General features: G+C 37.8%; 20 protein-coding genes. 7 read left to right on the top strand and 13 right to left on the bottom strand.

The features are described 5' to 3' along the window. Nucleotides 1-22: 22 nt before the first annotated feature. The gene (basC, locus tag KTJ10_RS05250; protein ID WP_262441508.1) at nucleotides 23-1,333 is read left to right on the top strand and encodes a putative histamine N-monooxygenase; all 1,311 of its coding nucleotides are present in this window, start codon (nucleotides 23-25) and stop codon (nucleotides 1,331-1,333) included. Nucleotides 1,334-1,396: 63 nt separating this feature from the next. On the opposite strand, the gene bauA is transcribed toward basC, so the two are convergent. The 5 genes from bauA to bauD all read right to left on the bottom strand — a co-directional run bounded on the left by bauA (nucleotide 1,397) and on the right by bauD (nucleotide 7,416). Next, complete coding sequence (gene bauA, locus KTJ10_RS05245) at nucleotides 1,397-3,700, bottom strand: TonB-dependent ferric acinetobactin receptor BauA (RefSeq protein ID WP_262441507.1); 2,304 nt, start codon at nucleotides 3,698-3,700, stop codon at nucleotides 1,397-1,399. A gap of 85 nt (nucleotides 3,701-3,785) precedes the next feature. Further along, on the bottom strand, nucleotides 3,786-4,754 hold the full coding sequence (gene bauB / locus KTJ10_RS05240) for a siderophore-binding periplasmic lipoprotein BauB (RefSeq protein ID WP_262441506.1): 969 nt from the start codon (nucleotides 4,752-4,754) through the stop codon (nucleotides 3,786-3,788). Nucleotides 4,755-4,760: 6 nt separating this feature from the next. Beyond that, nucleotides 4,761-5,531: a ferric acinetobactin ABC transporter ATP-binding protein BauE gene (bauE, locus tag KTJ10_RS05235; RefSeq protein ID WP_000582117.1), complete on the bottom strand. Its 771-nt coding sequence runs from the start codon at nucleotides 5,529-5,531 to the stop codon at nucleotides 4,761-4,763. Continuing rightward, nucleotides 5,528-6,475: a ferric acinetobactin ABC transporter permease subunit BauC gene (gene bauC / locus KTJ10_RS05230; protein WP_262441505.1), complete on the bottom strand. Its 948-nt coding sequence runs from the start codon at nucleotides 6,473-6,475 to the stop codon at nucleotides 5,528-5,530. The genes bauE and bauC overlap by 4 nt, the downstream gene beginning before the upstream one ends. After that, nucleotides 6,475-7,416: a ferric acinetobactin ABC transporter permease subunit BauD gene (bauD, locus tag KTJ10_RS05225; RefSeq protein WP_262441504.1), complete on the bottom strand. Its 942-nt coding sequence runs from the start codon at nucleotides 7,414-7,416 to the stop codon at nucleotides 6,475-6,477. The genes bauC and bauD overlap by 1 nt, the downstream gene beginning before the upstream one ends. A gap of 631 nt (nucleotides 7,417-8,047) precedes the next feature. Here bauD and basB point away from each other — a divergent pair. Then, nucleotides 8,048-10,078 (top strand): acinetobactin non-ribosomal peptide synthetase subunit BasB, encoded by a 2,031-nt coding sequence (gene basB / locus KTJ10_RS05220; RefSeq protein WP_262441570.1) that lies wholly within the window; start codon nucleotides 8,048-8,050, stop codon nucleotides 10,076-10,078. A gap of 70 nt (nucleotides 10,079-10,148) precedes the next feature. Here the strand turns inward: basB and KTJ10_RS05215 are convergent, their stop codons facing one another. Then, the gene (locus KTJ10_RS05215) at nucleotides 10,149-11,996 is read right to left on the bottom strand and encodes an AMP-binding protein (protein WP_262441503.1); all 1,848 of its coding nucleotides are present in this window, start codon (nucleotides 11,994-11,996) and stop codon (nucleotides 10,149-10,151) included. Between the two features lie 393 nt (nucleotides 11,997-12,389). Between KTJ10_RS05215 and KTJ10_RS05210 the strand changes: the two genes are divergently transcribed. Together KTJ10_RS05210 and KTJ10_RS05205 are read left to right on the top strand one after the other, a co-directional pair. After that, nucleotides 12,390-13,250: a siderophore-interacting protein gene (locus KTJ10_RS05210; protein WP_262441502.1), complete on the top strand. Its 861-nt coding sequence runs from the start codon at nucleotides 12,390-12,392 to the stop codon at nucleotides 13,248-13,250. Nucleotides 13,251-13,443: 193 nt separating this feature from the next. Further along, the gene (locus KTJ10_RS05205) at nucleotides 13,444-14,130 is read left to right on the top strand and encodes a pirin family protein (RefSeq protein WP_262441500.1); all 687 of its coding nucleotides are present in this window, start codon (nucleotides 13,444-13,446) and stop codon (nucleotides 14,128-14,130) included. Nucleotides 14,131-14,163: 33 nt separating this feature from the next. Here KTJ10_RS05205 and KTJ10_RS17975 read toward each other — a convergent pair whose 3' ends face one another. Beyond that, nucleotides 14,164-14,406 carry a hypothetical protein gene (locus tag KTJ10_RS17975; RefSeq protein WP_086265793.1) on the bottom strand — a complete coding sequence of 81 codons (243 nt, stop codon included), beginning with the start codon at nucleotides 14,404-14,406 and terminating at the stop codon, nucleotides 14,164-14,166. 111 nt (nucleotides 14,407-14,517) lie between these two features. Then, a complete protein-coding gene (locus KTJ10_RS05200) occupies nucleotides 14,518-15,141 on the bottom strand; it encodes a transcriptional regulator (RefSeq protein WP_262441499.1) in 624 nt (207 codons plus the stop codon). Nucleotides 15,142-15,396: 255 nt separating this feature from the next. On the opposite strand from KTJ10_RS05200, the gene KTJ10_RS05195 reads away from it, so the two are divergent. After that, nucleotides 15,397-16,365 (top strand): threo-3-hydroxy-L-aspartate ammonia-lyase, encoded by a 969-nt coding sequence (locus tag KTJ10_RS05195; protein WP_262441498.1) that lies wholly within the window; start codon nucleotides 15,397-15,399, stop codon nucleotides 16,363-16,365. A 97-nt stretch (nucleotides 16,366-16,462) separates the two neighbouring features. Here KTJ10_RS05195 and KTJ10_RS05190 read toward each other — a convergent pair whose 3' ends face one another. The 4 genes from KTJ10_RS05190 to KTJ10_RS05175 all read right to left on the bottom strand — a co-directional run bounded on the left by KTJ10_RS05190 (nucleotide 16,463) and on the right by KTJ10_RS05175 (nucleotide 20,039). Then, a complete protein-coding gene (locus tag KTJ10_RS05190; RefSeq protein WP_262441497.1) occupies nucleotides 16,463-17,077 on the bottom strand; it encodes a M17 family peptidase N-terminal domain-containing protein in 615 nt (204 codons plus the stop codon). A 17-nt stretch (nucleotides 17,078-17,094) separates the two neighbouring features. Further along, a complete protein-coding gene (locus KTJ10_RS05185) occupies nucleotides 17,095-18,555 on the bottom strand; it encodes an alginate export family protein (RefSeq protein WP_262441496.1) in 1,461 nt (486 codons plus the stop codon). A gap of 105 nt (nucleotides 18,556-18,660) precedes the next feature. Beyond that, the gene (locus tag KTJ10_RS05180; RefSeq protein ID WP_262441495.1) at nucleotides 18,661-19,575 is read right to left on the bottom strand and encodes a VOC family protein; all 915 of its coding nucleotides are present in this window, start codon (nucleotides 19,573-19,575) and stop codon (nucleotides 18,661-18,663) included. A 38-nt stretch (nucleotides 19,576-19,613) separates the two neighbouring features. Continuing rightward, nucleotides 19,614-20,039, bottom strand: coding sequence for a DoxX family protein (locus KTJ10_RS05175; protein WP_199975877.1), 426 nt, complete (start codon nucleotides 20,037-20,039; stop codon nucleotides 19,614-19,616). Between the two features lie 332 nt (nucleotides 20,040-20,371). Between KTJ10_RS05175 and KTJ10_RS05170 the strand changes: the two genes are divergently transcribed. Together KTJ10_RS05170 and chrA are read left to right on the top strand one after the other, a co-directional pair. After that, a complete protein-coding gene (locus tag KTJ10_RS05170) occupies nucleotides 20,372-21,223 on the top strand; it encodes a LysR family transcriptional regulator (RefSeq protein ID WP_262441494.1) in 852 nt (283 codons plus the stop codon). A gap of 290 nt (nucleotides 21,224-21,513) precedes the next feature. Further along, nucleotides 21,514-22,866 carry a chromate efflux transporter gene (gene chrA / locus KTJ10_RS05165; RefSeq protein ID WP_262441493.1) on the top strand — a complete coding sequence of 451 codons (1,353 nt, stop codon included), beginning with the start codon at nucleotides 21,514-21,516 and terminating at the stop codon, nucleotides 22,864-22,866. Between the two features lie 63 nt (nucleotides 22,867-22,929). Here the strand turns inward: chrA and KTJ10_RS05160 are convergent, their stop codons facing one another. Then, nucleotides 22,930-23,484, bottom strand: a complete 555-nt coding sequence (locus KTJ10_RS05160) for a TetR/AcrR family transcriptional regulator (RefSeq protein ID WP_262441492.1) — start codon at nucleotides 23,482-23,484, stop codon at nucleotides 22,930-22,932. Nucleotides 23,485-23,587: the final 103 nt, after the last annotated feature.

Genomic DNA, 23,587 nt, shown 5'->3' with positions numbered 1-23,587 from the left:
TGGAAACAGATAAAGTATAAACATGAAAAAAATAGATATTACCGGAATTGGTATTGGACCATTCAACTTAGGTTTAGCTGCTCTTTTGTCTCATCTTCCCGAAATCAAAAGCGTATTTTTAGAACGTAAACCAGAATTTCGATGGCATGAAGGGTTGCTATTACAAGGTACAACATTACAAGTTCCTTTCTTTGCCGACTTGGTTACTATGGCCAACCCTTGTCATCCCTTAAGCTATATTAATTATTTACATCAACATGATCGCTTACATCAGTTTTATTATTACGACAGTTTTTTAATTCCACGCCGTGAATACGACCATTATTGCCGTTGGGCTTCAAAACAATTGCCGGATTGTCGATTTGGAGAAAACGTAAGTCATGTGGAATATGACGCCAAGCTCGATAAATTTATTATAGAAAGTGAATCAGCCTCGGGGGAAAAACAAAAATATATAAGCCAAAATCTGGCGATTGGTATTGGGACTAAACCTCGAATTCCTACGTGGCTGGAAACATGCAAACACCCTTTGGTAAAACATTCAGCGGAATTTGCAAAAATTCAGGAACAACTCAAGCAATGTAAACAAGTCACGGTTATTGGTTCGGGCCAAAGTGCAGCAGAATGTGTACTTGCTTTATTTAATTCACTTACACCAGAACAAGTAAAAGCAGGTGCATCTATTCGTTGGATCACACGTTCTGCCGGCTTTCACCCGATGGAATATTCTAAACTTGGGCAAGAATGTTTTACCCCTGCATATATGCAATATTTCCAAAGCCTGCCTAGAGATAAACGCCGCGATATTGCTGCTAGTCAGGGCCTGATCTATAAAGGAATTAGTTTCTCAACCATTGGTGATATATATGATGTGCTTTATGAGCGTTCAGTGGCGGGTGAGAAATCTGGTTTAAGCCTATACACAAGCTGTGAGGTTGAATCGGTTGAAGAACTCGAATCGGGTTCTCTGCGTTTAACCTGTTTGCACACCCAACTCGATCAACGTTGCGAATTAGAAACTGATGCCCTTGTCGCAGCTACAGGCTATGTTCATGATTGGCCTGAATGGTTCCAAAATATGAAAGGTTCTATTTTATCTGTTGATGATAAAAATGATTGTATTGTTCAAGAAGACTTTACGGCTTTACGTTGTGATCAAGGAAAAGGTCGTATTTTCATTCAGAATGCCGAGATTTTTCAGCAAGGTGTAGGTTCTCCAGACTTAGGGATCGGAGCAACCCGAAACTCAGTCATTATTAATCAATTACTGGGGCGTAATGCTTATCGAATTCCTAAACAGTCTTCTTTCCAGCACTATGGTTTGCCAAAATAAAATATGAATATCATAAAAAACCCGCGATTGCGGGTTTTTTATTCGTTTGAAGATTACAACAAATTAAAAGTCATATGATACAGATAGCATATACGTTCTTGGTGCGCCTAAAGCCAAATTCGTCAATTGTGGCTGTGCCCAATACGCTTTGTTGGTTAAGTTATAGATATTAGCGCGGAAAGTCACTGGGTGGTTCTCGACTTTAGTGCTATAGCGTGCGCCAACATCTAAGAGCGTACGCCCTGGTACGGACAAGGTATTTTCTGCATTAATATATTGCTTGGAAACTGCATTGATATTTCCTGATAAGGTTAAAGTCCCTTGTGCTACTTGTGTATCCCACTCTGCTCCAAACTTAGCCTGATTTTTTGGCACAGCAACTGCTGTATGACCATCGTTTCCTCCACCGTTAGTCTTAGTAAGTTCAGGATCAAGATAGGTAAAGCCACCCATTAAACGCACATGTTCAATCGGTGAACCAAAGAATGACCATTCAATACCACGATTTCGTTGTTCTCCATCCGAAACAAAGGTAGGTAAGTTATCCACAAGCTGTGAAGCATCTAAATAACTACTTGGTTTGGTAATTTCAAATGCACTCAATGTATGCGCAAATGTCCCCAAATCAACCTTCAAACCAAGTTCCTGTTGTTTAGTTTTTTGAGGAGGAAATATTGTCCCCGCATTTGATGCAGTTGCAGGCGCCTGATCACCCTTTGTCAAACCTTCAATATAGTTTGCATAAACAGAAATTTTATCATTCGCTTTAATCAGTAAGGCGACACCAGGCGTGGTTGCTGATTTAGCATTTTCAGGTAATGTATTAACAGAACTTGTTGCTTTTACATTCTGATGACGAAGTCCTAAAGTCAACTGTACTTTATCTTGAGCAAACGACAATGTATCGGCTAAACCAAAGCTAGAGGTAGAGAGTGTCGAATGAAATAGAAACGGCGGTGTAAACTCCGGTTTAGGCCCCCAATTTGGATTTGGATCATAAATATTCGTAATAACAGGCTTACTAAAACCTGGGATAATTCTATAACCATAATCATCTTGTGCATGATTATAGTAGGTTGCATTGGCGACCCATTGATGTTTCACAGGCCCCGTCTCAAACTTGCCTTTAAAACCTACATCTGCTGATTTTTTATCGACGTCAAAAGCAAGTTGACCAAGTGTTGAGCTCAGTGTTCCAGTGCTACTTGTAATCGTCCCTGCACTTGCCCCATTGTATTTATATTCAGTTGTACTTTGTCCATAAGCCGCATATGCCATCAACTGATCAGAAAAATCATATTCGCCACGAATCATGGCACCTTTATCTTTGGTTTCAACAGAGCCCCAATCCGGACTAAGTAAGGTATCCGCTTTTGGCGGTTTCGGAATTCCAACTGCAGTAGAGACGTTAACACCACGTGTTACACCATCAACATGATCTAAGGCATCGTAAGCATCAACAAAAACACGTGCTCTTTCACCTTGCCAATCTAAACCAAGCGAAAATAAACGACTTTCTTTCGACTGATCATTAACTGCTGCATCTCCATCTCGATACATTCCATTGATACGAACGCCGAATTCTTTATTTTCACCAAATCTTCTTCCAACATCGACATGTCCACCAAACTGGGCATCCGACATATAAGTTGTGGTCAATCGTGCAAACGGTTCATCAGCCGCATATTTGGTCACTAGATTTACCGTTCCACCCACCGATCCTGCTGGCGGCATCCCATTTAACAAAGCGGATGGGCCTTTCAATACCTCAACGCGGCTAAACATTTCCGGAGAAGTTCGATAAAACGGTGTGATACCAAAAAGTCCGTTCATTGACATATCATTTGTGCTCGAAGCATATCCACGAATATAGTAGTTTTCACTCCAACCACCACTTGCACCGTTGGTATATATCGATGGATCAGTTGCGGCAATCACTTCTGTAATATCTTTTGCCTGTTTATCTTCGATATATTTATCGGTATAACTAATCGTATTAAATGGCGTATCTAGAAATTTTTTACTACCGAGAAATCCAACATTGCTCGATGTTGCAACTTGTCCACCTGCATAAGTATCATCGTGTTCAGCTTTTACGGTAATTGCTGGTAAAGCTGCTACATTTGTTTGAGCAGCCTGTTGTTGTTCTAGAGTTTTTGTTGAATTATCAATAACAGCAGCATAGGTATTTGATGCACATAGAACAAATACAGTGCCTAATGCATAGCCTAATCGAAGGGCGATTTGTGCAGAGGCAATACCATTTAATACAAAAGAACGGTAATTAATTCTTTGATCATTCCCACTTTTAAAATTACGGTTATCGCTAACGTTGTTCATTGAAAGACCTTTAATGTTGTGATTCATTTTTTATTAACTATCTGCTTAAAATACAAAGCAAAATAGTGAAAACTTATGCTGTAAAATTTAACTAAGTGATGTGCCTAAAAATTTATTGATAGCCTTTTTTCACATCTTCCATCACTATTTTGAGTGAGGTTGGGCTTGCAGCCGTGGTGTACCACGCATCTGCATCGACAAAAATGACACGACCGTTTTTCCACGCTTTGGTTTGACGTAATAATGGATTTTCAACACTGGCAGCATTAATTTTTGAGCGATGTTCCATCACAGCAGTTCGGTCCACGATATAGAGAATATCGGGGTCCGCTTTTTTGATGAATTCACTTGAAATTGGTTGCCCATGTAAACTTGTATCCACCACACCACTTGCAGGCTTTACTCCAAAAGCATTAAAAATAAAGCCATAGCGTGACTGAATACCAAAATTACTAAATGCCCCATTGTTATGAAGAACGACTAACGCTCTTTCTGGGCGATTGGCCGTTACGGCTTGTACTTGCTTCACCTGTTGATCAAGTTCAGAAACTTTCTGGCGGGCTAAATCTTCTTTATTAAATATTTTTCCCAAGGTCATCATATGGTCTTTAACCAGACCAATATGATTACTCTCACTATTGTTGAAGTTAATATCGTAGTGAATGGTCGGGGCAATTTTTGACAGTTCCTGATACTGATTAACGTGTAATGGCGTCATCAAAATCAAGTCTGGTTTTAATACATATATCCGTTCCATATTGGGTTGTACAATTGCACCCAAATCCTGAATTTGTGCATCTTTTTTATATTTTTCCAAAAAGTGTGGAACATAATCTTTTGGCATTCCCATAATCGGGACATTCAGTTGATCTAGAAAGTCAGCTTCATTCATATCAAGAACGGCAACGCGTTGCGGTAGATGATCTATCACCGTAGTTCCAAGCGCATGTTTCACCGTAATCGGTTCTGCTAACTTCTGAGAAGCTTCAGTGGTATCTGCAACTTTTTGATCACATGCTTGTAGAGTGACAGCTGCCGCTATGATGAGGGCTACTCCCCCATACTTTTTCTTCCAGTTCATATGTATTCAAGCTCCAGATGAGTTGAAGTAATTACACATACAGCCACGCTCACTGTATGTAATTTCAAAATCAAGCTCGTACAGATCATTTAATTGCGCCTCTGTAATCACTTGTTCGGTTAACCCACTGAAATGAAGCTTGCCGTTCTTGAGCGCGACAATATGGTCCGAGTAATTCGTGGCAAAATTGATGTCATGAATGACTAAAATCACAGTGCGCCCTTGTTCATCACATAAGCGCCTGAGTGCGCGCATAATTTGAACGGCATGTTTCATATCAAGGTTATTTAAGGGTTCATCTAATAAAAGTACGTCTGTTTGCTGGGCGATCGTCATCGCCAAAAAGGCCATTTGCCTTTGACCACCACTAATTTCGTCTATGTAAGATTTGCGCAGCGGCTCTAAAGAAAGAAACTCAATAGCCTCATCAACCACCTGGCGATCTTGCTCGGTTAAAACACCACGGCTATAGGGAAAGCGTCCAAATGAAACTAGCTCTTCTACGGTTAAGCGCAAATTAAAGCCAGGTGCTTGACGTAAAGTCGCGACATGCTTGGCGTAAACAGCGGTTTTAATATCCGCAATATTTTGATGATTAAGAAAAATCTCGCCTTTATCCGGCTCAATTAAACGTGCCATCATCATGAGCAAAGTCGATTTTCCGGCTCCATTTGGACCAATGAGTGACGTCACCTGACCTGTAGGAAATTCAACATTTACGTCAGTCAGTATTGGCTTATTTCCATATGACTTATTGATATTCTTGACATGAATCATGCAACACCTCGGGTACGAACCGTCAGCGCTAGGAAATAAATGCCACAAACCAGATTGACCAAAATGCTGACGGTCGTTTTGTAATTAAAAACGTGCTCAACTAAAATTTGAGCAGCAATAAATATGGCAATCGTGATGGCACAACCCATGGGCAGCGTTAATTTATGCTTATAACTTCTTGCTACTGCATAAGTAATGTTGGCAATAAATACGCCCATAAATACTGTCGGGCCAATCAGGCTGGTAGATACCGCAACCAAAATAGCGATTAGGGCTAAATAGAAACTGACATAACGGTGATGATGAATGCCTAATGAAATGGCTTGTTCACGTCCTAAAACCAGAACATCCAAAACAGGGAGTGCTTTTCTACCGAGAAATAGAACAATGACTACGGCCAAGCTGGCATAAAATAAAGTTTCTGGTTGAGAGCGATTAAACGAAGCATAGCTAAGGCTTTGGAAAACAGAAAATTCGCCAGGATTAATTTTGAGTTGAATAAATTGAGTAACCGTCCCGACGACCATCGTAAGGACTAATCCTAAAAGCAACAGGAGAAACACATCATTTCTACCATATGGTAATAACCACTTATGGATTACCCACGAATAAAACAGCATTAAAACGATAGAGATAAAGAAATTACCGTTTACCCCTAACTGGCTTAATCCATGCGTACCCCAAAAAAACAACAACAAAACTTGCCATAAGAGATAAATCGCTTCATAGCCCATAATGGAAGGGGTCAAAATACGATTACCGACCAGTGTTTGAAAAACAATCGAGGAAAAAGCAACACAAATACCGGCTATCACAATCGTGGCAAGACGCAGAAGTCGATTAGGAATGACGTAATCAAAATCTAACCCTGAGTTTAAAAATAAAAAAACTACTGCCAGACAGACGATAATCAGGTAAATCATCCATAGCTTTGTAATACGCATTATCTGAACTCCCTCAAAATGAGGATGAGGAAAATAATTCCCCCCACACCACCTGCGGTAAGTCCGATTGGCACTTCAAATGGGTAAATAATTGAGCGGCCAAGAATGTCGCAAATCAGTAATAGAGACGCCCCTCCTAAAGCCACAATCGGCAAGGTTTTAGCTAAGTTTTCTCCGTATTTCAGTGCGACCAAATTGGGGACCACGAGCCCGACAAAAGGAATAGCACCAACCGTAATTACTGTGGTCGAAACTGTAATAGCAACCAGTATTAAACCAATCGCGGCTATAGCTGCATAACTAAGTCCTAAGCTAGAAGCCATCTCTTCACCCATACCAATCACGGTAAAGCGGTGTGCAAAAAGATAAGTCAGGACAACAATCGGAAAAATAATGTAAATAACTTCATAGTGACCTTGGACAATTTTTGAAAAATCTCCCAAAAGCCACCCTTGCATACTTTGTAAAATATTAAAGCGATAGGCATAAAACTCAGCTAAGGCACTCAGTACACTGCCGTACATCAAACCAATAACCGGTACTAAAACCGTATTTCTAAAACGGATCCGGCGGATAATTTCGATATAAATTAAGCTGGCAATAAAACAAAAAATGATCGCAAATATCATCTTACTCAGCGTGCTGGTTACCGGAACTAAAGTTAACGACACTAAAATTCCTAGTTTGGCAGCATCTAAACCGCCCGACGTTTCCGGTTCAACAAACTTGTTACGCACAATATGCTGCAAGATGACACCACATACCGCCAACCCGATTCCGGTGAGCACAATAGTGATTAAACGAGGGATACGGCTGGCTGTAAGAGTGAGCCAACTCTCATGAGAAAAAGAAAATAAGGTAGACCACTGTATTTGCTCAGCCCCGAGCAATAATGAGCAAATACATAAAATGATAAAAATACAGAATAAGCCAAATCGCATCAGTGGCGTGCCCCACTTGAGCGTAATAAAGCCGATGCAAATTGCAAATTTAGTCCCATCAACCCAATGCGAGGGAAAATTTGTTCAACATTTAATGGGCTTATTAACCTTTCATGATTGAATATTCTCATGAAAATTCCTCAATTTTATCGAGACAACAGAATCAGTTCCTTTTGAATAGGCAAAATCACAGTCCTATTCTTAGGATCGTTTTTTTCATCTTTAAATTATTTTTGCCGAACCAATTTTGAATTAAATAAATATTAATCAATAACTTATTATTTATTTTCTATTTTAAAAATTCGTCATTCTCAATTGGCATCATTTTCTTGCAAATAATAATCTTGATGTAAATGAGAATCAATTATAGTATGTTTAAAGGTAAAATGTAACCCTACTGTTACATCAGTACAGTTCATGTGGACATCAACTCATTAGAAAAAGGTCAATTTTTGCAAACAAGCAAATCTATAACATTATGAATTATATGAAATTTAATCTAATGTAAAAAATTTGCGAAATAAAAATTGATGAAAATAGCCATTTGATAAACCAGGATTCATTTATGTTGGAACAATTTTCCAAATCGCCCTCTCTCCTTTCGGTTACTGATTTCGAAGAACATATCTGGATGTTGCAACTACAACAGCCTGAACAAGTTAATCGACGTTTTAATCTGTGGAAAGTTAACCAAGGTTTAGACATTCAACTGCTGATTAAAGCAATTCAAGACATTATTAAAACTACGCCTGGCTTAAATGTCCGTTATACATTTAGTGACGAAGGCGATTTATACAAATATCCTTTTGATGACCATTCAGCTTGCCTAGAATTTAAAAAGAGCAATACAGAACAAGTATTTGAGCAGGTAGCTACCTTAAAAGCGCAATCATGGAATGCAGAATTTCATCCCCCTTTTTTTACAAGTCTCGTAGAAACTGAACAAGACTATTTTCTTATTTTAGCGCTTCATCCTATTCTTGATGAAAGCTATCAAAAGTCAGATTTCATTCAGGCCATACAAAATAGATATCAACAATATTCAACCAATAATATGCCATTGGTACTGACGGAAATTGATATCTCACATCATCTAGATACAAGTTTCGCAAAAACGCCAGAACAACCTAACCAAACCTATGTTTCAGAAATTATTTTAGAAGAGTTCCGAAATACTCTCGCTGAACCAGAAATGAGCCAACATGATGACTTTTTTGATTTTGGCGGCCATTCACTATTAGCAACACGAATTATTGGAAATCTACTTAATAAACATGGAATTGAGATTCAATTTAATGATTTCTTTAAATCTCCATCTGCTGCTGACTTAGCCCAATATGCTTTCGTTAAATCTGCAAAAACTGAAAAATCCACCTTACAAAGTGTCGATAAAGCCCCACTTACTTTAGCTCAAGATTTCCTGTGGCAAGCTTATTCTGCGTTCGATTTTAGCCCAATTTACAACTTGCCATTTGCCGTAGAATTCCTTGAAGAAATTAATGAAGATATTTTCTTTCAAGCGTTTACAGATATTGTTGAGCGCCATGCAGGTTTACGCACAATTTTTAATAGCGCCAATGGTCAAACCTATCAACAGGTGGTTCCTACCTCTGAACTTAAACAATTCAAATGGTTTTGGAACAGTGCCGAAAGTAAAGATGCAACGCTTGCAAGTGAAGCTTCATATAAATTTGATTTAACCCGTGAACTTCCCTTAAGAATTCGTTTGATTCGGAATGCTAAAGGTCGCCAAACTCTATCGTTTTTAGTTCATCACATGGTGATTGATGAATGGTCTTTAAATACAATTATGGCTGACCTTGCGCATGCTTATCTTGCTCGCTCAAATGCTCAAGCACCAAACTGGAAAGCACCTGCCCAATCTATTCTTGATTTTTCTTTACTCCAGCAAAAGCAAGGGATCAACCAAGACCATCTAAATTATTGGACTGACCTGCTAACAGGAGCAACCAAAGGTTTACACCTCCCTGTTTCGCAAAATGAATTAAATGCTGAAAAGGAAAAACCTTCAGTCCAATGGCTCGAACTTAAATTTGCATCAGAAATGCATGACAAGCTCCTCGCATTTTCGAGACAACACAGCTCTTCTATTTTCGCGGTTCTCTATACTGCAATCGCCAATGCGTTACAGCAACAAGGTAATTTAAAAGATATTGTGATTGGTACTTCTGCTTCTGGACGAACTGATCCCGAGTTTTTTGATACGGTGGGTTACTTTACGACCATGGTTGCGCATCACACACAATTTAGCCCATCAGATTCATTCCAATCATTGCTCCACAATATCAGCACAATGATTAATACCTCGATGGCCTATGCAGATATTCCAATCAACCATATTCAAAATGCGTTAGGGATGAGTGCGAATGAAGGACTATTATTTGATGTGTTTGTTCATATCCATTCAAATAATGCTTTAAACGGCGCGCTCAAAACACCTCAGGGACAAGACCTTCCTTATCGTCAGATCTTGCCGGAACGTGATGAATCGATGTTCGGGTTACACTTTGAAATCATGGAAAATGTGATTGATGGACAACATCAGTTAAGCATGATTATTACGTATCAAGCCCACCGCTTCCCGACTGCAACAGTGCAAAGTATCTGTGAAAAAATTAAGGCAACCTTAGCTCAAATCTAGTTGCCCTAAAACCCACTATGTGCTTAAAAGCAAACAACTCAACTCCGCTTTTAAGCACATTTCAATTTTTCTATTTTATTTGCTGCTCTACTTTATTCACCACATCCTGAATTGTTTTACAGCTAATGAGTGTATAAAAATCAATTTCTGTATTGAGCTTTTGAGAGAGTTTCTGAGCAATACTCATGAGTTGTTTCGGACGAATTCCTATCGCTAATATTTCACTTCTATAAAAAATATCCATTTTTTCAGCTTGGCTGTCAGCTATGCATTCACGGAAAACCGATAAAACCGAGTCTCCTACCTCAGCGACTGATGACAGTGTTTTAGTGGAATTTGTAGACAACGTAGAAGATACGTAAATTTTCCTCTGAGCGATTTCTTGCACAGCTTTACGATCAATTTTTCCATTTCGGGTCAAAGGTATGGTTTCGATGCCCAAATATTTCGAAGGAATATGTGAACTTGGCAAATGCACTTTTAAAAAGTTCTTTAATTCGGGGCTATTTAAGCGAGTAGCTTTGTATTTATTTTCTAGGGTATAAACGGCGACTAACTCTTGAGTTTCAGTCGTTGGGTGTACACAACTTACTATCACACAGTTATGAATATACGGATTCTTCGTTAAAGCATTTTCAACCTCGGCCGCAGAGATTCTCACGCCTTTTATTTTTAAATAACCTTCCTCACGTCCAGCAAAAATAATATTTCCATCTTCCCTAAAATATCCTTGATCACTCATGCGAAAAGCAGTTTGAGTTTCATTTTCGCTCACTTGAATATCAACGAAATCTTTATAATTAATTTCCCCATCAAGTAAATAACCATTTGATAAATTCAGGCCGGACATATACATCGTACCGACCTCGCCCATTTGGCAAGGCTTCAGATTTTCATCCAAAATAAAATAACGGTTATTTTCTAAAGCTTTTCCATAAGGAATAATTTCCTGATCCTGCTCATTTATTTCATGCCATATACTCCAAATTGTGGTTTCGGTAGGTCCACCTAATGAAAATAAACGAGTGTTAGGCAATTGTTCTCTTAACTTCGAGATGAGTGAAGGTTTGATATAGTCGCCGCCTTGGGCAATTAAACGCAAAGACTGTAGTTGTTCTTTTTGAGCTACACTGAACAGCATATCGACAATAGCAGGCACACTGCTCCAAAGCGTAACCTTATAACGATCTACTAAATTGGCCCAGACAACAGCATTTTTACTTTGCTCAAAGGATGGCACCACCAAAGTTGCACCCACTGCCATTGAAGCAAATACGTCAAATACCGACATATCATGATGAAATGGTGTTACCGCCATAATTACATCGTCAGCAGTAATTTTCCATTCCGAAATCGTCTGTTGTAGCGTGTTTTCTGTGGCTTGATTATTTAGGACCACACATTTCGGAGTTCCTGTACTTCCCGAAGTATATAAATAATATGCCGGAAGTCGGTTAATTTCGGCATTAAAGCTCGGTTCATACTCAGTTGTAGCCGATAAAATTTCGTTGATATTTAGTGTTTGCACACCTGCAATGGATGAGTCACTCACCACAACATCTGCCCGACTATTCGTCAATAAATAGTTCAGTCTCGATGGCGGAGAATCCATATCTACAGGTAGCCAAATGATGCCAGTAAGCGCACATGCCAAAGCGGTATAAATATGCTCAGGACTTTTTCTTAGGCAAATGGCAACCACTGACCCTGTCGCCAAATCTTGCTTTTTTAACGCATACATAACTTTGGCGACCTGAGTCCCTACCTCAGTATAACTAATGCTACGGTCTTCAAAAATAAGTGCTGTTCGATTGGAATTTTGATCAAAAATATTTTCATAAATTCGCTTTAAGAAATTTTCTACGTTGTTATTTTTATCATTCATTTGCCCTAAATTTTGACTCAAATCTTTTAGCATTTATCTTGGTCCTCACCCTATTCTTTATGCAATACCACCCCACCTAATATTCAAAACAAAGTTATAAAAATGTCGTCTTTATCGCTGTTTGTTCGAATAATAGATATCCTAGCACAATAATACAAATGATAATCATTTACAATTAATATTGTCAGAAATATGAATTTCTCCCTTTTAAGAGTTATTTATAAAAAATCATAAATATCAAAATAATAAGATAATCTTTAACCTTATTTCTAATCGCTTAGAGGTATATATTTATGATCTAAAAACCACAATTAATAATGATTATTATTTACATTTAGAACCAACTTGGTTATCGTAATGAATAGAGAGACTACATCTATATCAATTATTACGCTCTATATTAATCATGAAGCTTGGGTTATATGTATGACAAAAATTGCAGAAAAATCGAAACAAGAATATGGCGAGTTACTAAAAGAAAAAGACCATTTACAAGATATGGAACAGCTTGAGATGACTATCGTCTCGATCCATACGCCGTATCCGTCCATTGTAAGAATTCAAGGAAAAATCAACACATTACAGCCAGAGCTTTGGCAAGCTCCCAATTTGGCAATTCGGTTAATTGTGAGCAATCCGCCAGAAGGACAACCCATCTCACGTGTCTATACGGTCCGTTCGTTCAATGCTGTAAACGCTCAAATCGAAATTGATTTTGTTAAACATGAAGATTTAAGCCCAGCAATGGAATGGCTTAATTCGGCTCAAGTGGGTACAAAAATCGGGCTTATTGGCCCCCGCCCTCATTTCATTCCCAATTTCATACATAAAAAACATGTGGTCATGTTTGCCGACGATACGGCTGTACCCGCGTTATATTCGATACTGAATGAATGGGAAAATGGCGTAAGTGCGGATATTTTTATTGAAAGTTTTGAAAAAGATATTGCTAGCCAATTACCCCGTCATGACCATGTCAAAATTCATTTGTTCCATAAAGAACAACACACGCCACAAAAAGGTCTTCTTTTAAAAGCAGCATTTGCGCTAAAAACTTATGAAAATATTACGATTTGGGCGGCTTGCGAACGCAAAGAAGCCAGAGCTTTACGCCAGTTTTTTCTAGAAGACAAACAGTTTAATAAAAATGACGTGCGTATTGCTGGCTACTGGAGAGATGGAGTATCAAGTTCAGAATTAGACATACTCCGTGCTCAACATTATCAAAAACATATTCAGCAAGGTAAGACATTGAATGAATATGATGACCTTGATCTAGCGAATTAAGATAAGCAATCATTTGAATAAAACCTGCCTTCATGGCAGGTTTTTTTATAATTCAAAATACATCTATAAATAAAAAAAACTATACGATCATATCAATTATGCAACGACATGTTGCAGTTAACCTATTTTTTCGCCCTAAATAGAACATTAATATATTTCTCAAGAGATAAATAAAAATTTGGGAGATTTGATCATGAATGCTTATCTACATCGTGGTGAAGATCGAGGACATGTAAAAGCGGGTTGGTTAGAGTCTTATCACAGCTTTTCATTTGGTAGTTGGTATGACCCTAAATATATGGGTGTAAGCGCGCTACGCGTAATTAATGACGACCAGATTGATGCACATAATGGTTTTGGTACGCATTCCCATGACAACATGGAAATCTTAACTTGTGTGCTAGATGGTGCAATTTCACATCGCGACACTATGGGAAATGAAGGCCAGATTAAAGCGGGTGAATGGCAACTCATGAGTGCTGGCACAGGTGTTGCCCACAGTGAGATCAACAACACTGATACGCCTGTACATTTACTACAAATCTGGATTATTCCTGATGAAAGAGATGCAGCGCCAAATTACCAGCAAATTAATCTTGATCCGCGTAAAGATCCAAACAAATGGCATTTAATTGCAGGCCCTGAAGCAAATGCACCAATGCATATTCGCCAAAATGCAGAAGTAAAATCTGCCGTGTTGGAAAAAGGACATGAGTTAAGTGTTGATAAGGTTAAAAAAGTGAACTATGTGCACGTGATTTCAGGCGTAGTTCGTATCGGCGATCAAGAAGTTAAAGCAGGCGACGCTTTAGTTTTTGAAGATAAAGCGACAATTCACGCAACTGAAGACAGTCAATTTATCTGGTTCGATTTACCTTAAATCATCAAAAGCCCTTTGCATAAAAGGGCTTTTTTAATCTCCCCCGCCACCGCCGCCATCACATCCTCCTGAATCTGAAGACGACGATGAACAGTCATTTGAGTAACTAGAGCTATGATAAGTCGGACTATTATCATGAAAATGATGTGTTGAAGAAGTTGAATGATCATGCTCGCTAGATGGTGAATAATTTTTTAGATTTCTAAGCAGAGCAATTAAACAGATCAGTCCAATACTGGAAAAAATTGCAATAAATATAACAATAAATAACTTCAAATAATGACCTCCTAGATCAAGCGGTAGAGATGCTTGTTGCGTTCCTCTTTACTTATTTAAATCAGTCATACTTAATAAACAAGTTGTTTTTTGATAGATAAGATTAAACTTTTAAGTTTCCTTTACATACAAATAGGCACTCGCTCTAGATATACCCAAATGTTGTGCAACCGTCTCCACAGCCTTTTTAATGTCTAATAAGCCATTATTCTTTAACTCATGGATTAATTGCTTTCTCTCATTAAGTTTTAACATGCGCGGTGTAGTTGCATGTTTTGATGCAAATTGATCGATATATCTTCGAATTGCTTCAGTACCATTCGGCTCTAAATTCTCAATATTGTTATCAGTTTCAATTTTCGTGAAATGCTCTAAAGCGCTTTGCATTCCTCTAAATAGGGTTAAATCAATATTCATGCATAAAGCGGCCACATACTGACCCTCTTCATCTTTAATACCAATAGAAGTACTTTTTGCAGGACGTCCATCCGCAAACTGGTTTGCATAGTTTGAAATAAGGTTTGGAAATTCTGGAGACATGATTCTAGCAAGCCCTAACTCAGTTGCTGGATCTCCAATTTTTCGACCAGATAAATTATTGTGTATTGAGAGTATCGCATGCTCAGGATTTGTTAAATCATGGACCACAACTTCGCAAAACGGAGATAGTGTTTCACTTAGCCCCTTCGCAATAGTATCTAGTTGGGTGAGTAAATGTTTATCACGATTGCCCAATTTATTTCCTCCTCATGACTTACTTACTATTTCAAACCTAATGTAAAGTATGCCAATAGTAATTTAGACTTTTTATCTAATTTTAAACTTAATTTAAATCATAATCTTATATTCCACTGTTATCAAATTAGAAAATAAAATTAGACATTTTATCTAAGTGTATATATTTTATCTAAACAAGATAAATATTTTGTGTATTCATTAAGCAATACGAAATCTTGCATCCGAAAACATTGAATAGAATTAGGTTTAATTATGAAAGATTTAACCCTTCCAACTTATGAAGATGTCGCAGCCGCTGCTGAACGTATAAAAGGCTTAGTAAATAAAACTCCTGTTTTAACTTCACGTACTGTTAATGATGAATTTGAAGCAGAAGTATTCTTTAAATGTGAAAATTTTCAGCGTGTTGGTGCTTTCAAATTTCGTGGTGCAATGAATGCACTTTTACAATTTAATGAGGCTCAAAAAAAAGCTGGTGTGGTTGCTTTCTCTTCAGGAAATCATGCACAAGCGATTGCGCTGTCTTCAAAAATTCTTGGCATTCCAGCAATTATCATCATGCCCAAAGATGCTCCTGCTGCAAAAATGGCAGCGACACGTGAATACGGCGGGAATATTGTTGAATTTGACCGTTATACAGAAGATCGGGAGCAAATTGGTAAAGAGATTGCCGAAAAAAATGGTCTGACATTAATTCCATCTTATGACCATCCACATGTAATTGCAGGTCAAGGAACGGCTGCAAAAGAGTTATTTGAAGAAGTAGGTGACCTCGACTACTTGTTTGTATGTTTAGGTGGTGGCGGTTTATTGGCGGGCTCTGCCCTTTCTGCTCGTCAACTCTCTCCTAACTGTAAAATATATGGCGTTGAACCTGCTCTTGGAAATGATGGACAAATGTCATTTAGAAAAGGAGAAATTGTTCATATTGATACACCGCAAACAATTGCCGATGGTGCTCAAACTCAATACCTAGGCAAATTAACTTTTCCTATTATTCAAAAGAATGTAGATGATATTTTGACTGTAAAAGATGAAGAACTTATTCGCTCTATGAAGTTCTTTGCTGAGAGAATGAAAATGGTTGTCGAACCAACAGGATGTCTAGGATTTGCGGCTGCCCGTAACTTAAAACATGAGTTAAAAGGCAAACGTATAGGCATCATTATTAGTGGTGGGAATGTCGATATTTCTAAATACGCAAAGTTTTTATCAGCTTAATAAAAGTCTTAAGTCTATCTATGATTGGTTTAAAGTCTCATAGATAGACATTAAATCTGAATCTTCTGCTTAAACAATTTCATTTTTTAAATGTGTATTAATCTTGAAGAAAAATTTTGGCAAAAGACGCTATATATTGCTCAGCTTTGATTTCGTAATTTTGAAACCCCGAATCAAATATCCATCTTTCAATTTCAGATTTTTTGACTAAATTTTGCAAATGAAGCTGATGATGTCGGTCTAATTCTTCTTTTAAACTTCTTAACATGAGTTCATTTAAATTAGCGGGAGCATTAAGACCTGTATCTAAAATACTAGGTGCAAATGCCACACTTTTTAGCTCGAGTTGATGAGCTGTTTTCACAGCAGTTTTTATCGCAGTCCCTATTTTTTCTATAGTAAAATCTTCCGGTCTACCCATTCCTATTAGCAAAACTTTAGATGCTTGTATGGTGGATGGCGTTTGATTTATTAAAAGAGCATCATTCAATTGCGCGCTGAACCAGTTATTTTCCCGTATTTCATTTAGTCTCCCATTTAGAGCTTCATCTAAATGTGCCAAGCCACCCGAAAAAGAACGGTTATTCATTTCATGTTCAAATATACAAGCACAGGAAAGTTCAACCTTGGCCGTGGTGCAATCCCAAGTCACGAGCTCAATGTCTAGATTTTGATAATGTCCAATTTTAGTTTGCTTCAAATCTGTGCTCATATTTTTCTCTTCTCGATTTACCAGCCATACTTAAGTTCAAGACCTAGATAATTTGAGTCTTTGCCTCCTGCTCGCTTAATCGTATCACCAACTTCAAAGTGAACCGCTTCGGCAGCCACAGAAAGATTAGAATTTATCTTTTGATCTGCTCTTAGTTGAATATATGCTCCTGTCCAGCTTGAGCCTTGTCCTGCGGTGTTTGCCATGCTGTTATTACCTTGGAAATAAACCGCATCATTGGTAGTTTCACGCCATTGAAAACCTAGAGCACTTAACAGGGTGAGTTTATCGGAAGGTTTAAGTGTCAGAGATGGTTTTATATGAATAATATTGCTGTAGCCACTATAGCCCGCCAAAGTAAAGTATGAGCCGTTGGCAAAGAGCTGGTTAAATGTATTGAGCTCATTATCGTTGGCATCTTTATCGCCTGTAGCGATATCAAACTGGACACCTAAACGAGGAGACCAAGGCCGCTCAGCAAAGGTGTACCCCGTAATGCTACTGAGTCCCCATGCCTGAATAGATTGCTCTCCAATCCGTCCATGTTGAAGCATCCCTTCAACATCCCAATCAATATTATTCTTTTTGCCCATATGACGAACATCATATAAGTCTCGAATCTCATTGCCTGTAACACTTGGAAAAGATGCATTATCACGCTCATATCGCGAGTAATAACCAGATAACTCACCGCCCCACACATTTTGTTTGTCTGCCCGAAAACCGCTAAAACTTAAATTACGTTTCGAGTGGTCGTTAAAAGTTGAATCTTTTTCAATCTGAACAGGTCTGGTGAGGTAGCCTAAAATCCTCCAATCGCCATATTCATAACCCGACCAAATACCATCAAAGGCTTGCCTAACATTCGGTCCTTCTCGATTCGAAATAAAGCGCTGTAAGTCAAAAGCCATCTCTTGACGGCCTACTCTAAACTTAAAAGTTCCATTATTGAATGGACTCACCCACGCAATGAAGGCTTGCTCTACATCGAGTCTATTCTGATCGGTACTACTAATATTCTTTTTATCAAATGCACGTGCATCACTGAGCTGAGTAAATAATTGTAAATGATCGCCAATACGAGCATCGGCATGAACTTGTAATCTTTGAATTAAATAGCGATCAGCTTGATTATTTCCACTGCCAAATCTCGCATTATTATTGACTTCAAAACGCTCACGAATATTTGCCCCCAATGACAAATAATTATTATTGCCAAAAGGAATATATTTAAAGTCATCGCCTATTTTCTTTGGTACACACGGATTTTTTAAAACATCCCAATTTTCTTGCCAACGATTCGTTGAGATTTTTGGACGAGCTGGGCAGGCATTTGTATTTGAAACTTCTTGTTCCGCATGAGCAAACTCATAGAGAAATAGGCTACCCGTTAGCAATGCACTCATTTTAATGATTTTAAGATAAGCTTCTGAGCATTTAATTCGAGATTTTCTATCATTAGAAATATGCTGGGCCATATTGTTATCCACGGTAATAATCGGTCATTGCAGAGACTGGGTCTTTTACACTCACACTGCTTTAAGCAATATGAGCGTTGTTATATCAATCATTAAGTGCATAAATTATTTTAGGGCCGCATGAATTTCGGCAATATAACCACCTGGGAACTGTACCATCGCTGCTTCACGGCCATCTGACTTATAGGCATTCACCAAGACTGTCGCACCCGCTTTTGTCGCTTTATCTAAAGTTTCAGCTAGATTTTTAACTTCATAACCCGTCATATCATGCCCATATGGATATGGAAGATGACCATCGGTGACCAACACTGTCATTTTGCCGAAATCAGATTCAACGCGAATACGTCTATACGTTTCATTTGGACGTCCAATCTCTACACCAGCCGCCTTTGGATTATCTGAAACCACTTTACCATGCGAGAAATTGACGAACTTTTTAACGAAAGAATCTGCACTTTGTTTTGAAATATAAATACGATTTTCTGGAACCGTTTCTAACTTGTTATAGCTAGGTTTAGTGGTGTGCCAATACAGCTGCATATTCACACCACCCGGCCACTGGATAACCGCATCACGCCCGATTGGGTCTGGAAATGCATCAACAATCACATCTGCACCGTTTGCCTTTGCTGACTGTACGGCCGCGTCCATATCTTTAACTAAATAGCCTGTTCGTTCCAAGCCAAAAGGATGTGGAATTGGAGTTTTAAAACCAAATACAGACAGTGTTCCTACTGGAGTCAATACAAGCTGGGAAATGGTCTGGCTTGGTGTTGGGGTCACCTGAAAAACACCCTGTTTAGATTTGGTGCCACCAAAAGTTGCCACCAAGCTATCAGTAAATTTATCGAAATCTTCAGGGTTAACATATACATGCGTTGTATCGTATTGAGGGGCTACACCGGGTGCTTCACTTTTGACACTTGTTGTTGTTTTGGCGAAAACTTGAGGAACAATGGCAACATTTGTGCCTACTAGCATTGTGCTTAGAAGCAAGACTGATAATGATTTACGCATAAAAGACTCCTATTAGAATTAGATGCTTGAACTTATTGTTAGTTTGATTGTTGATTAGAAAGAATGGTGACCATAACCAGACCAGCGATGAGGCCAAGATGTTCGAAGAAACTATTAAACGTACTAAAAAATGCTGGCCCTGTATGATTCCAAAAATCGTTAGCGACAAGCATCGCTATTGCTGTTAAACAACCTAAAGCTCCAGCCCCTAGCCAGACAAAACGATTAAAAATAACAAGCAGCGAACCAACAATTTCAATAAAAATAGCTGTAGCAGCCCAGAGCCAAGCAGGTTGCAAACCAAAACTTGCCTGCTCCTCAATAGCCATGTGAAATCCGATTAATTTATTAATTCCACCGACTAAGTAAGCTGAAACTAAGGCAACTCGTAACAGTGGAAGTAAACCAAAAATTGATAAAATCTTTTTTACCCAGACTGGATTATTATTAATCAAGTAACTCATTTGTGTACCTCATTGATATTCCATATTTCTGATATTTAAAAAACATCCAACCCAGTATTAATAAAAATTATCTATTTAATATAAAAACCAATATTTAAATTATCTTTCGAACATTAGATAAAATATTTTTAATCTTAAAGCAATCATTTATATATTTTTATTAATCACCAGATAAATCAAAACTAAAGATGATATATATAAAATCAAAAATAAACGTAAACTACTAGACACCTATTTAAATACAAACTGTATCCCCAAAAGATACAATGATTGATTAAGTAAAAAATCATAATATAGTTTAGCGACACTCCACCTTAGCCTTTCAAAAATTAATGGATAAACTAGACTGTATTCATACTTTCATTAGCGTCGTTGAAAGTGGAAATTTCAGTAATGCCTCTAGAAATTTAGGTATTACTCGAGATCAAGTGTCTAAAAGAATTTTTTATTTAGAAAGTCTATTTAGTACATCGTTATTTATACGTAATACCAGAAAGATGGACCTGACTCGTTCAGGGGAAAAGTTTTATCAGCGTTGTAAAGTCATTGTTAAAGAATTAGACTTAGCTGCGAATGACTTCATATATGATCAAAAATATCCTGAGGGCATATTAAAAATTAGCGCCCCTCATGTTTTTATTCAAACATGCTTTTCAGATATTATTTCTAATTTTTTAATTCAATATCCGCACATAGAAATTGATCTACTATTTTCAGAAAACTCAGTAGATATCAATGAACATAAATTTGATATTATTTTAAAAGTTGAAGAAGAAATTACAGACGCAAATACTTTTACTCTAAACCGCTATAAAAGAAACTTCTATGCGACTCCTGCATTTTTAAAAAAATATGGAAAACCTAAAAGTATAGAAGAGTTAAGAAAACATAATATATACTTATATTCAAGATCAGACCTACAAAATAAAATTATTAACTCAGCTCCTCAGTTAATCTGCAATAATATAGAAATCCTTTTAGAGCTATGTAAGAAAAACAAAGGTATTTTATTTATTCCAGATTTCTTAGCAAAAAAATATGAAGATGATGGCGTTATTATTAATTGCTCACAAGACATCTTTTCACTAGAACTTTATTTTTCTGCAACTACTCCTTATGGCTCAAAAATTCCAAAAAAGGTTCAGCTTTTCTTAGACTCATTGACGCAACATTTTCAAACTTAGAGCGTTTTGAGTCATACAAAGCTATCTCACCCTAGATAGCTTTTTTCTTATAAGTATATAAAAAAGCTATAGTAATGATTAACATCAGTTAAACAGTTATTGTTATATACTCAACTGCTCGTGATGGCGTCTATCTATTACCCATGAGCCATTCTGAAAAATTCGAAGCTATCGTGCAGGATGTATTCACCAAGCAAGGTTCAGCTTATTCTTTCAAGCAGAAGCCACATATTCGAATTGACCAATTATATCTTTGATGGCTTATATGCCGACCTAAAAAGAGAATGTTCATGATACAACAAAAAGAAAATTCACTGGACTCGCCAGTTGAAGCTGTAAGCTTTTGGCGTGCATTCCTATTTTGGCTCAAATTAGGATTTATCAGCTTTGGGGGCCCAGCAGGACAAATCGCTGTTATGCATCAAGAACTGGTTGAACAAAAGCGCTGGATTTCAGAAAAACGTTTTTTACATGCACTTAACTATTGCATGCTCTTGCCCGGACCGGAAGCACAGCAGTTAGCCACTTATATTGGCTGGCTTATGCACCGTACTGCTGGAGGTATAGTTGCGGGTGTTTTATTTGTACTTCCCTCGCTGTTTATCTTAATCGGACTCTCGTGGATCTACGTGAAATTCGGTGATATTCCAGTTATTGCGGGCCTGTTTTATGGAATTAAACCTGCTGTAGTCGCTATTGTTTTTCATGCAACTTATAGAATTGGCAGTCGATCACTCAAGAATAAATTTTTGTGGTTAATTGCTGCTATCGCTTTCCTTGCCATCTTTGTTTTAAATCTACCCTTTCCACTTATTGTTTTGGCAGCAGGACTCACGGGTTATTTTACAAGTAAGAAGTATCCTGAGTTATTTTCTAACAATGCTGGGCACAACAAAAGCCAAAAAGATTATGGTGCTGCTTTAATTGATGACGACACTCCAACGCCCGAACATGCAAAGTTCAGATGGTCGCATCTGACTAAAATTCTGATGATCGCAGCGCTGCTGTGGTTTATTCCCGTGCTTGGGCTCGGCCTTTATTTCGGTTGGGATCATGCATATACCCAAATGGCATGGTTCTTCACGAAAGCAGCTTTACTTACTTTTGGGGGTGCATATGCAGTACTGCCCTATGTCTATCAAGGTGCTGTGAACTATTATGGATGGTTAAGTCCAACGCAAATGATTGATGGTTTAGCACTTGGTGAAAGTACACCAGGCCCGTTAATTATGGTGGTTGCTTTTGTCGGTTTTCTTGGTGGCTTTAACCATGCCTTATTAGGTTCAGAACACTTGTTTTTAGCGGGGGCAATCGGCGCGACTATTGTTACTTGGTTTACCTTTCTATTCTCATTTGTTTTTATTTTGGCAGGTGCGCCTGTGATCGAATCAACACATAACGAGCTTAAGTTTACTGCGCCATTAACTGCAATTACTGCTGCCATAGTTGGTGTGATTTTAAATTTGGCCCTGTTCTTTAGTTACCATGTTTTATGGCCACAGGGCTTTAACCATCCTTTTAACTATGAGGCAGCATTCATTGCAATTGCGGCATTCATTGCCTTATTTCACTTTGAAGTAAAAGTGATGTATGTCATTTTAGCTGCGGCTATTTGCGGTCTATTTTTATACATTGCGATATAAAGAATTTATGATGTGCATAAGAAAAGAGTACGCATTTCGCTTACTCTTTTTTATGTTGCTGCTTTAGCAGTTTCTTTCCCAAAACAACTCTAACACCATATCTCTTTCAACCAGACTTTTTGAGCTTAAAGTTTGTAGCATCAATCCATCTATCAAGTTTAAAACCATATTGGCACTGGGTTTTAGTGTGTTGGTTTCCAAACTCAATACCAGATCAAAGAGTTCTCGAAGCAGCCATTTGCGATATTCAACTGCCATGCCATAGGCTCTTGGATAAAGCTGTTTTATTTCAAAGAAGGCTTTAAATAAAAGATGGTAAAGGCTATTTACATCGACATGTAAACGGACCACTTCTTTGAGTTTATCGATAGCATTTGGATAATGATGTGAATAGACAATTGCCAGTACTTCTTCTTTCAATCGGCTTTTTTGAAAGGTTAAGCATGTTTCAACGAGGCGTTCTTTCGAGTGAAAGTAGTTATAAAAAGTAGCTTTTGGAACTTTAGATTTTTTGGCAATTAGGTCTACGCCTGTATTGTGAAATCCATAGATATTAAATAGGTCTATTGCTGTATGTAGCGCTTTTAATTTTTTTGAAGATGTTTCTAAATTTGGCATAGTTTTACCGTTTTAAAATAAATTTTTTGTATATAAACGAGATACTTTTTTGGGAGAAAAAAAGGCATAGCAAAGCCATAAAGACTGTGCTTGGCACATCTCA

This window comes from Acinetobacter sp. WU_MDCI_Abxc222 (assembly GCF_025514755.1).
Taxonomy (GTDB): Bacteria; Pseudomonadota; Gammaproteobacteria; order Pseudomonadales; family Moraxellaceae; genus Acinetobacter; species Acinetobacter geminorum.
The sequence above is the reverse complement of the archived record's forward strand: the minus strand, read 5'-3'. Positions and strand labels throughout refer to the sequence as shown.

What these genes read in the sequence shown, in the direction of transcription:
- basC (WP_262441508.1), top strand. Translation starts at nt 23, where the DNA reads ATGAAAAAAATAGATATTACCGGAATTGGTATTGGACCATTCAACTTA.
- bauA (WP_262441507.1), bottom strand. Translation starts at nt 3,700, where the DNA reads ATGAATCACAACATTAAAGGTCTTTCAATGAACAACGTTAGCGATAAC.
- bauB (WP_262441506.1), bottom strand. Translation starts at nt 4,754, where the DNA reads ATGAACTGGAAGAAAAAGTATGGGGGAGTAGCCCTCATCATAGCGGCA.
- bauE (WP_000582117.1), bottom strand. Translation starts at nt 5,531, where the DNA reads ATGATTCATGTCAAGAATATCAATAAGTCATATGGAAATAAGCCAATA.
- bauC (WP_262441505.1), bottom strand. Translation starts at nt 6,475, where the DNA reads ATGCGTATTACAAAGCTATGGATGATTTACCTGATTATCGTCTGTCTG.
- bauD (WP_262441504.1), bottom strand. Translation starts at nt 7,416, where the DNA reads ATGCGATTTGGCTTATTCTGTATTTTTATCATTTTATGTATTTGCTCA.
- basB (WP_262441570.1), top strand. Translation starts at nt 8,048, where the DNA reads ATGTTGCAACTACAACAGCCTGAACAAGTTAATCGACGTTTTAATCTG.
- KTJ10_RS05215 (WP_262441503.1), bottom strand. Translation starts at nt 11,996, where the DNA reads ATGCTAAAAGATTTGAGTCAAAATTTAGGGCAAATGAATGATAAAAAT.
- KTJ10_RS05210 (WP_262441502.1), top strand. Translation starts at nt 12,390, where the DNA reads ATGACAAAAATTGCAGAAAAATCGAAACAAGAATATGGCGAGTTACTA.
- KTJ10_RS05205 (WP_262441500.1), top strand. Translation starts at nt 13,444, where the DNA reads ATGAATGCTTATCTACATCGTGGTGAAGATCGAGGACATGTAAAAGCG.
- KTJ10_RS05195 (WP_262441498.1), top strand. Translation starts at nt 15,397, where the DNA reads ATGAAAGATTTAACCCTTCCAACTTATGAAGATGTCGCAGCCGCTGCT.
- KTJ10_RS05190 (WP_262441497.1), bottom strand. Translation starts at nt 17,077, where the DNA reads ATGAGCACAGATTTGAAGCAAACTAAAATTGGACATTATCAAAATCTA.
- KTJ10_RS05185 (WP_262441496.1), bottom strand. Translation starts at nt 18,555, where the DNA reads ATGGCCCAGCATATTTCTAATGATAGAAAATCTCGAATTAAATGCTCA.
- KTJ10_RS05180 (WP_262441495.1), bottom strand. Translation starts at nt 19,575, where the DNA reads ATGCGTAAATCATTATCAGTCTTGCTTCTAAGCACAATGCTAGTAGGC.
- KTJ10_RS05175 (WP_199975877.1), bottom strand. Translation starts at nt 20,039, where the DNA reads ATGAGTTACTTGATTAATAATAATCCAGTCTGGGTAAAAAAGATTTTA.
- KTJ10_RS05170 (WP_262441494.1), top strand. Translation starts at nt 20,372, where the DNA reads ATGGATAAACTAGACTGTATTCATACTTTCATTAGCGTCGTTGAAAGT.
- chrA (WP_262441493.1), top strand. Translation starts at nt 21,514, where the DNA reads ATGATACAACAAAAAGAAAATTCACTGGACTCGCCAGTTGAAGCTGTA.
- KTJ10_RS05160 (WP_262441492.1), bottom strand. Translation starts at nt 23,484, where the DNA reads ATGCCAAATTTAGAAACATCTTCAAAAAAATTAAAAGCGCTACATACA.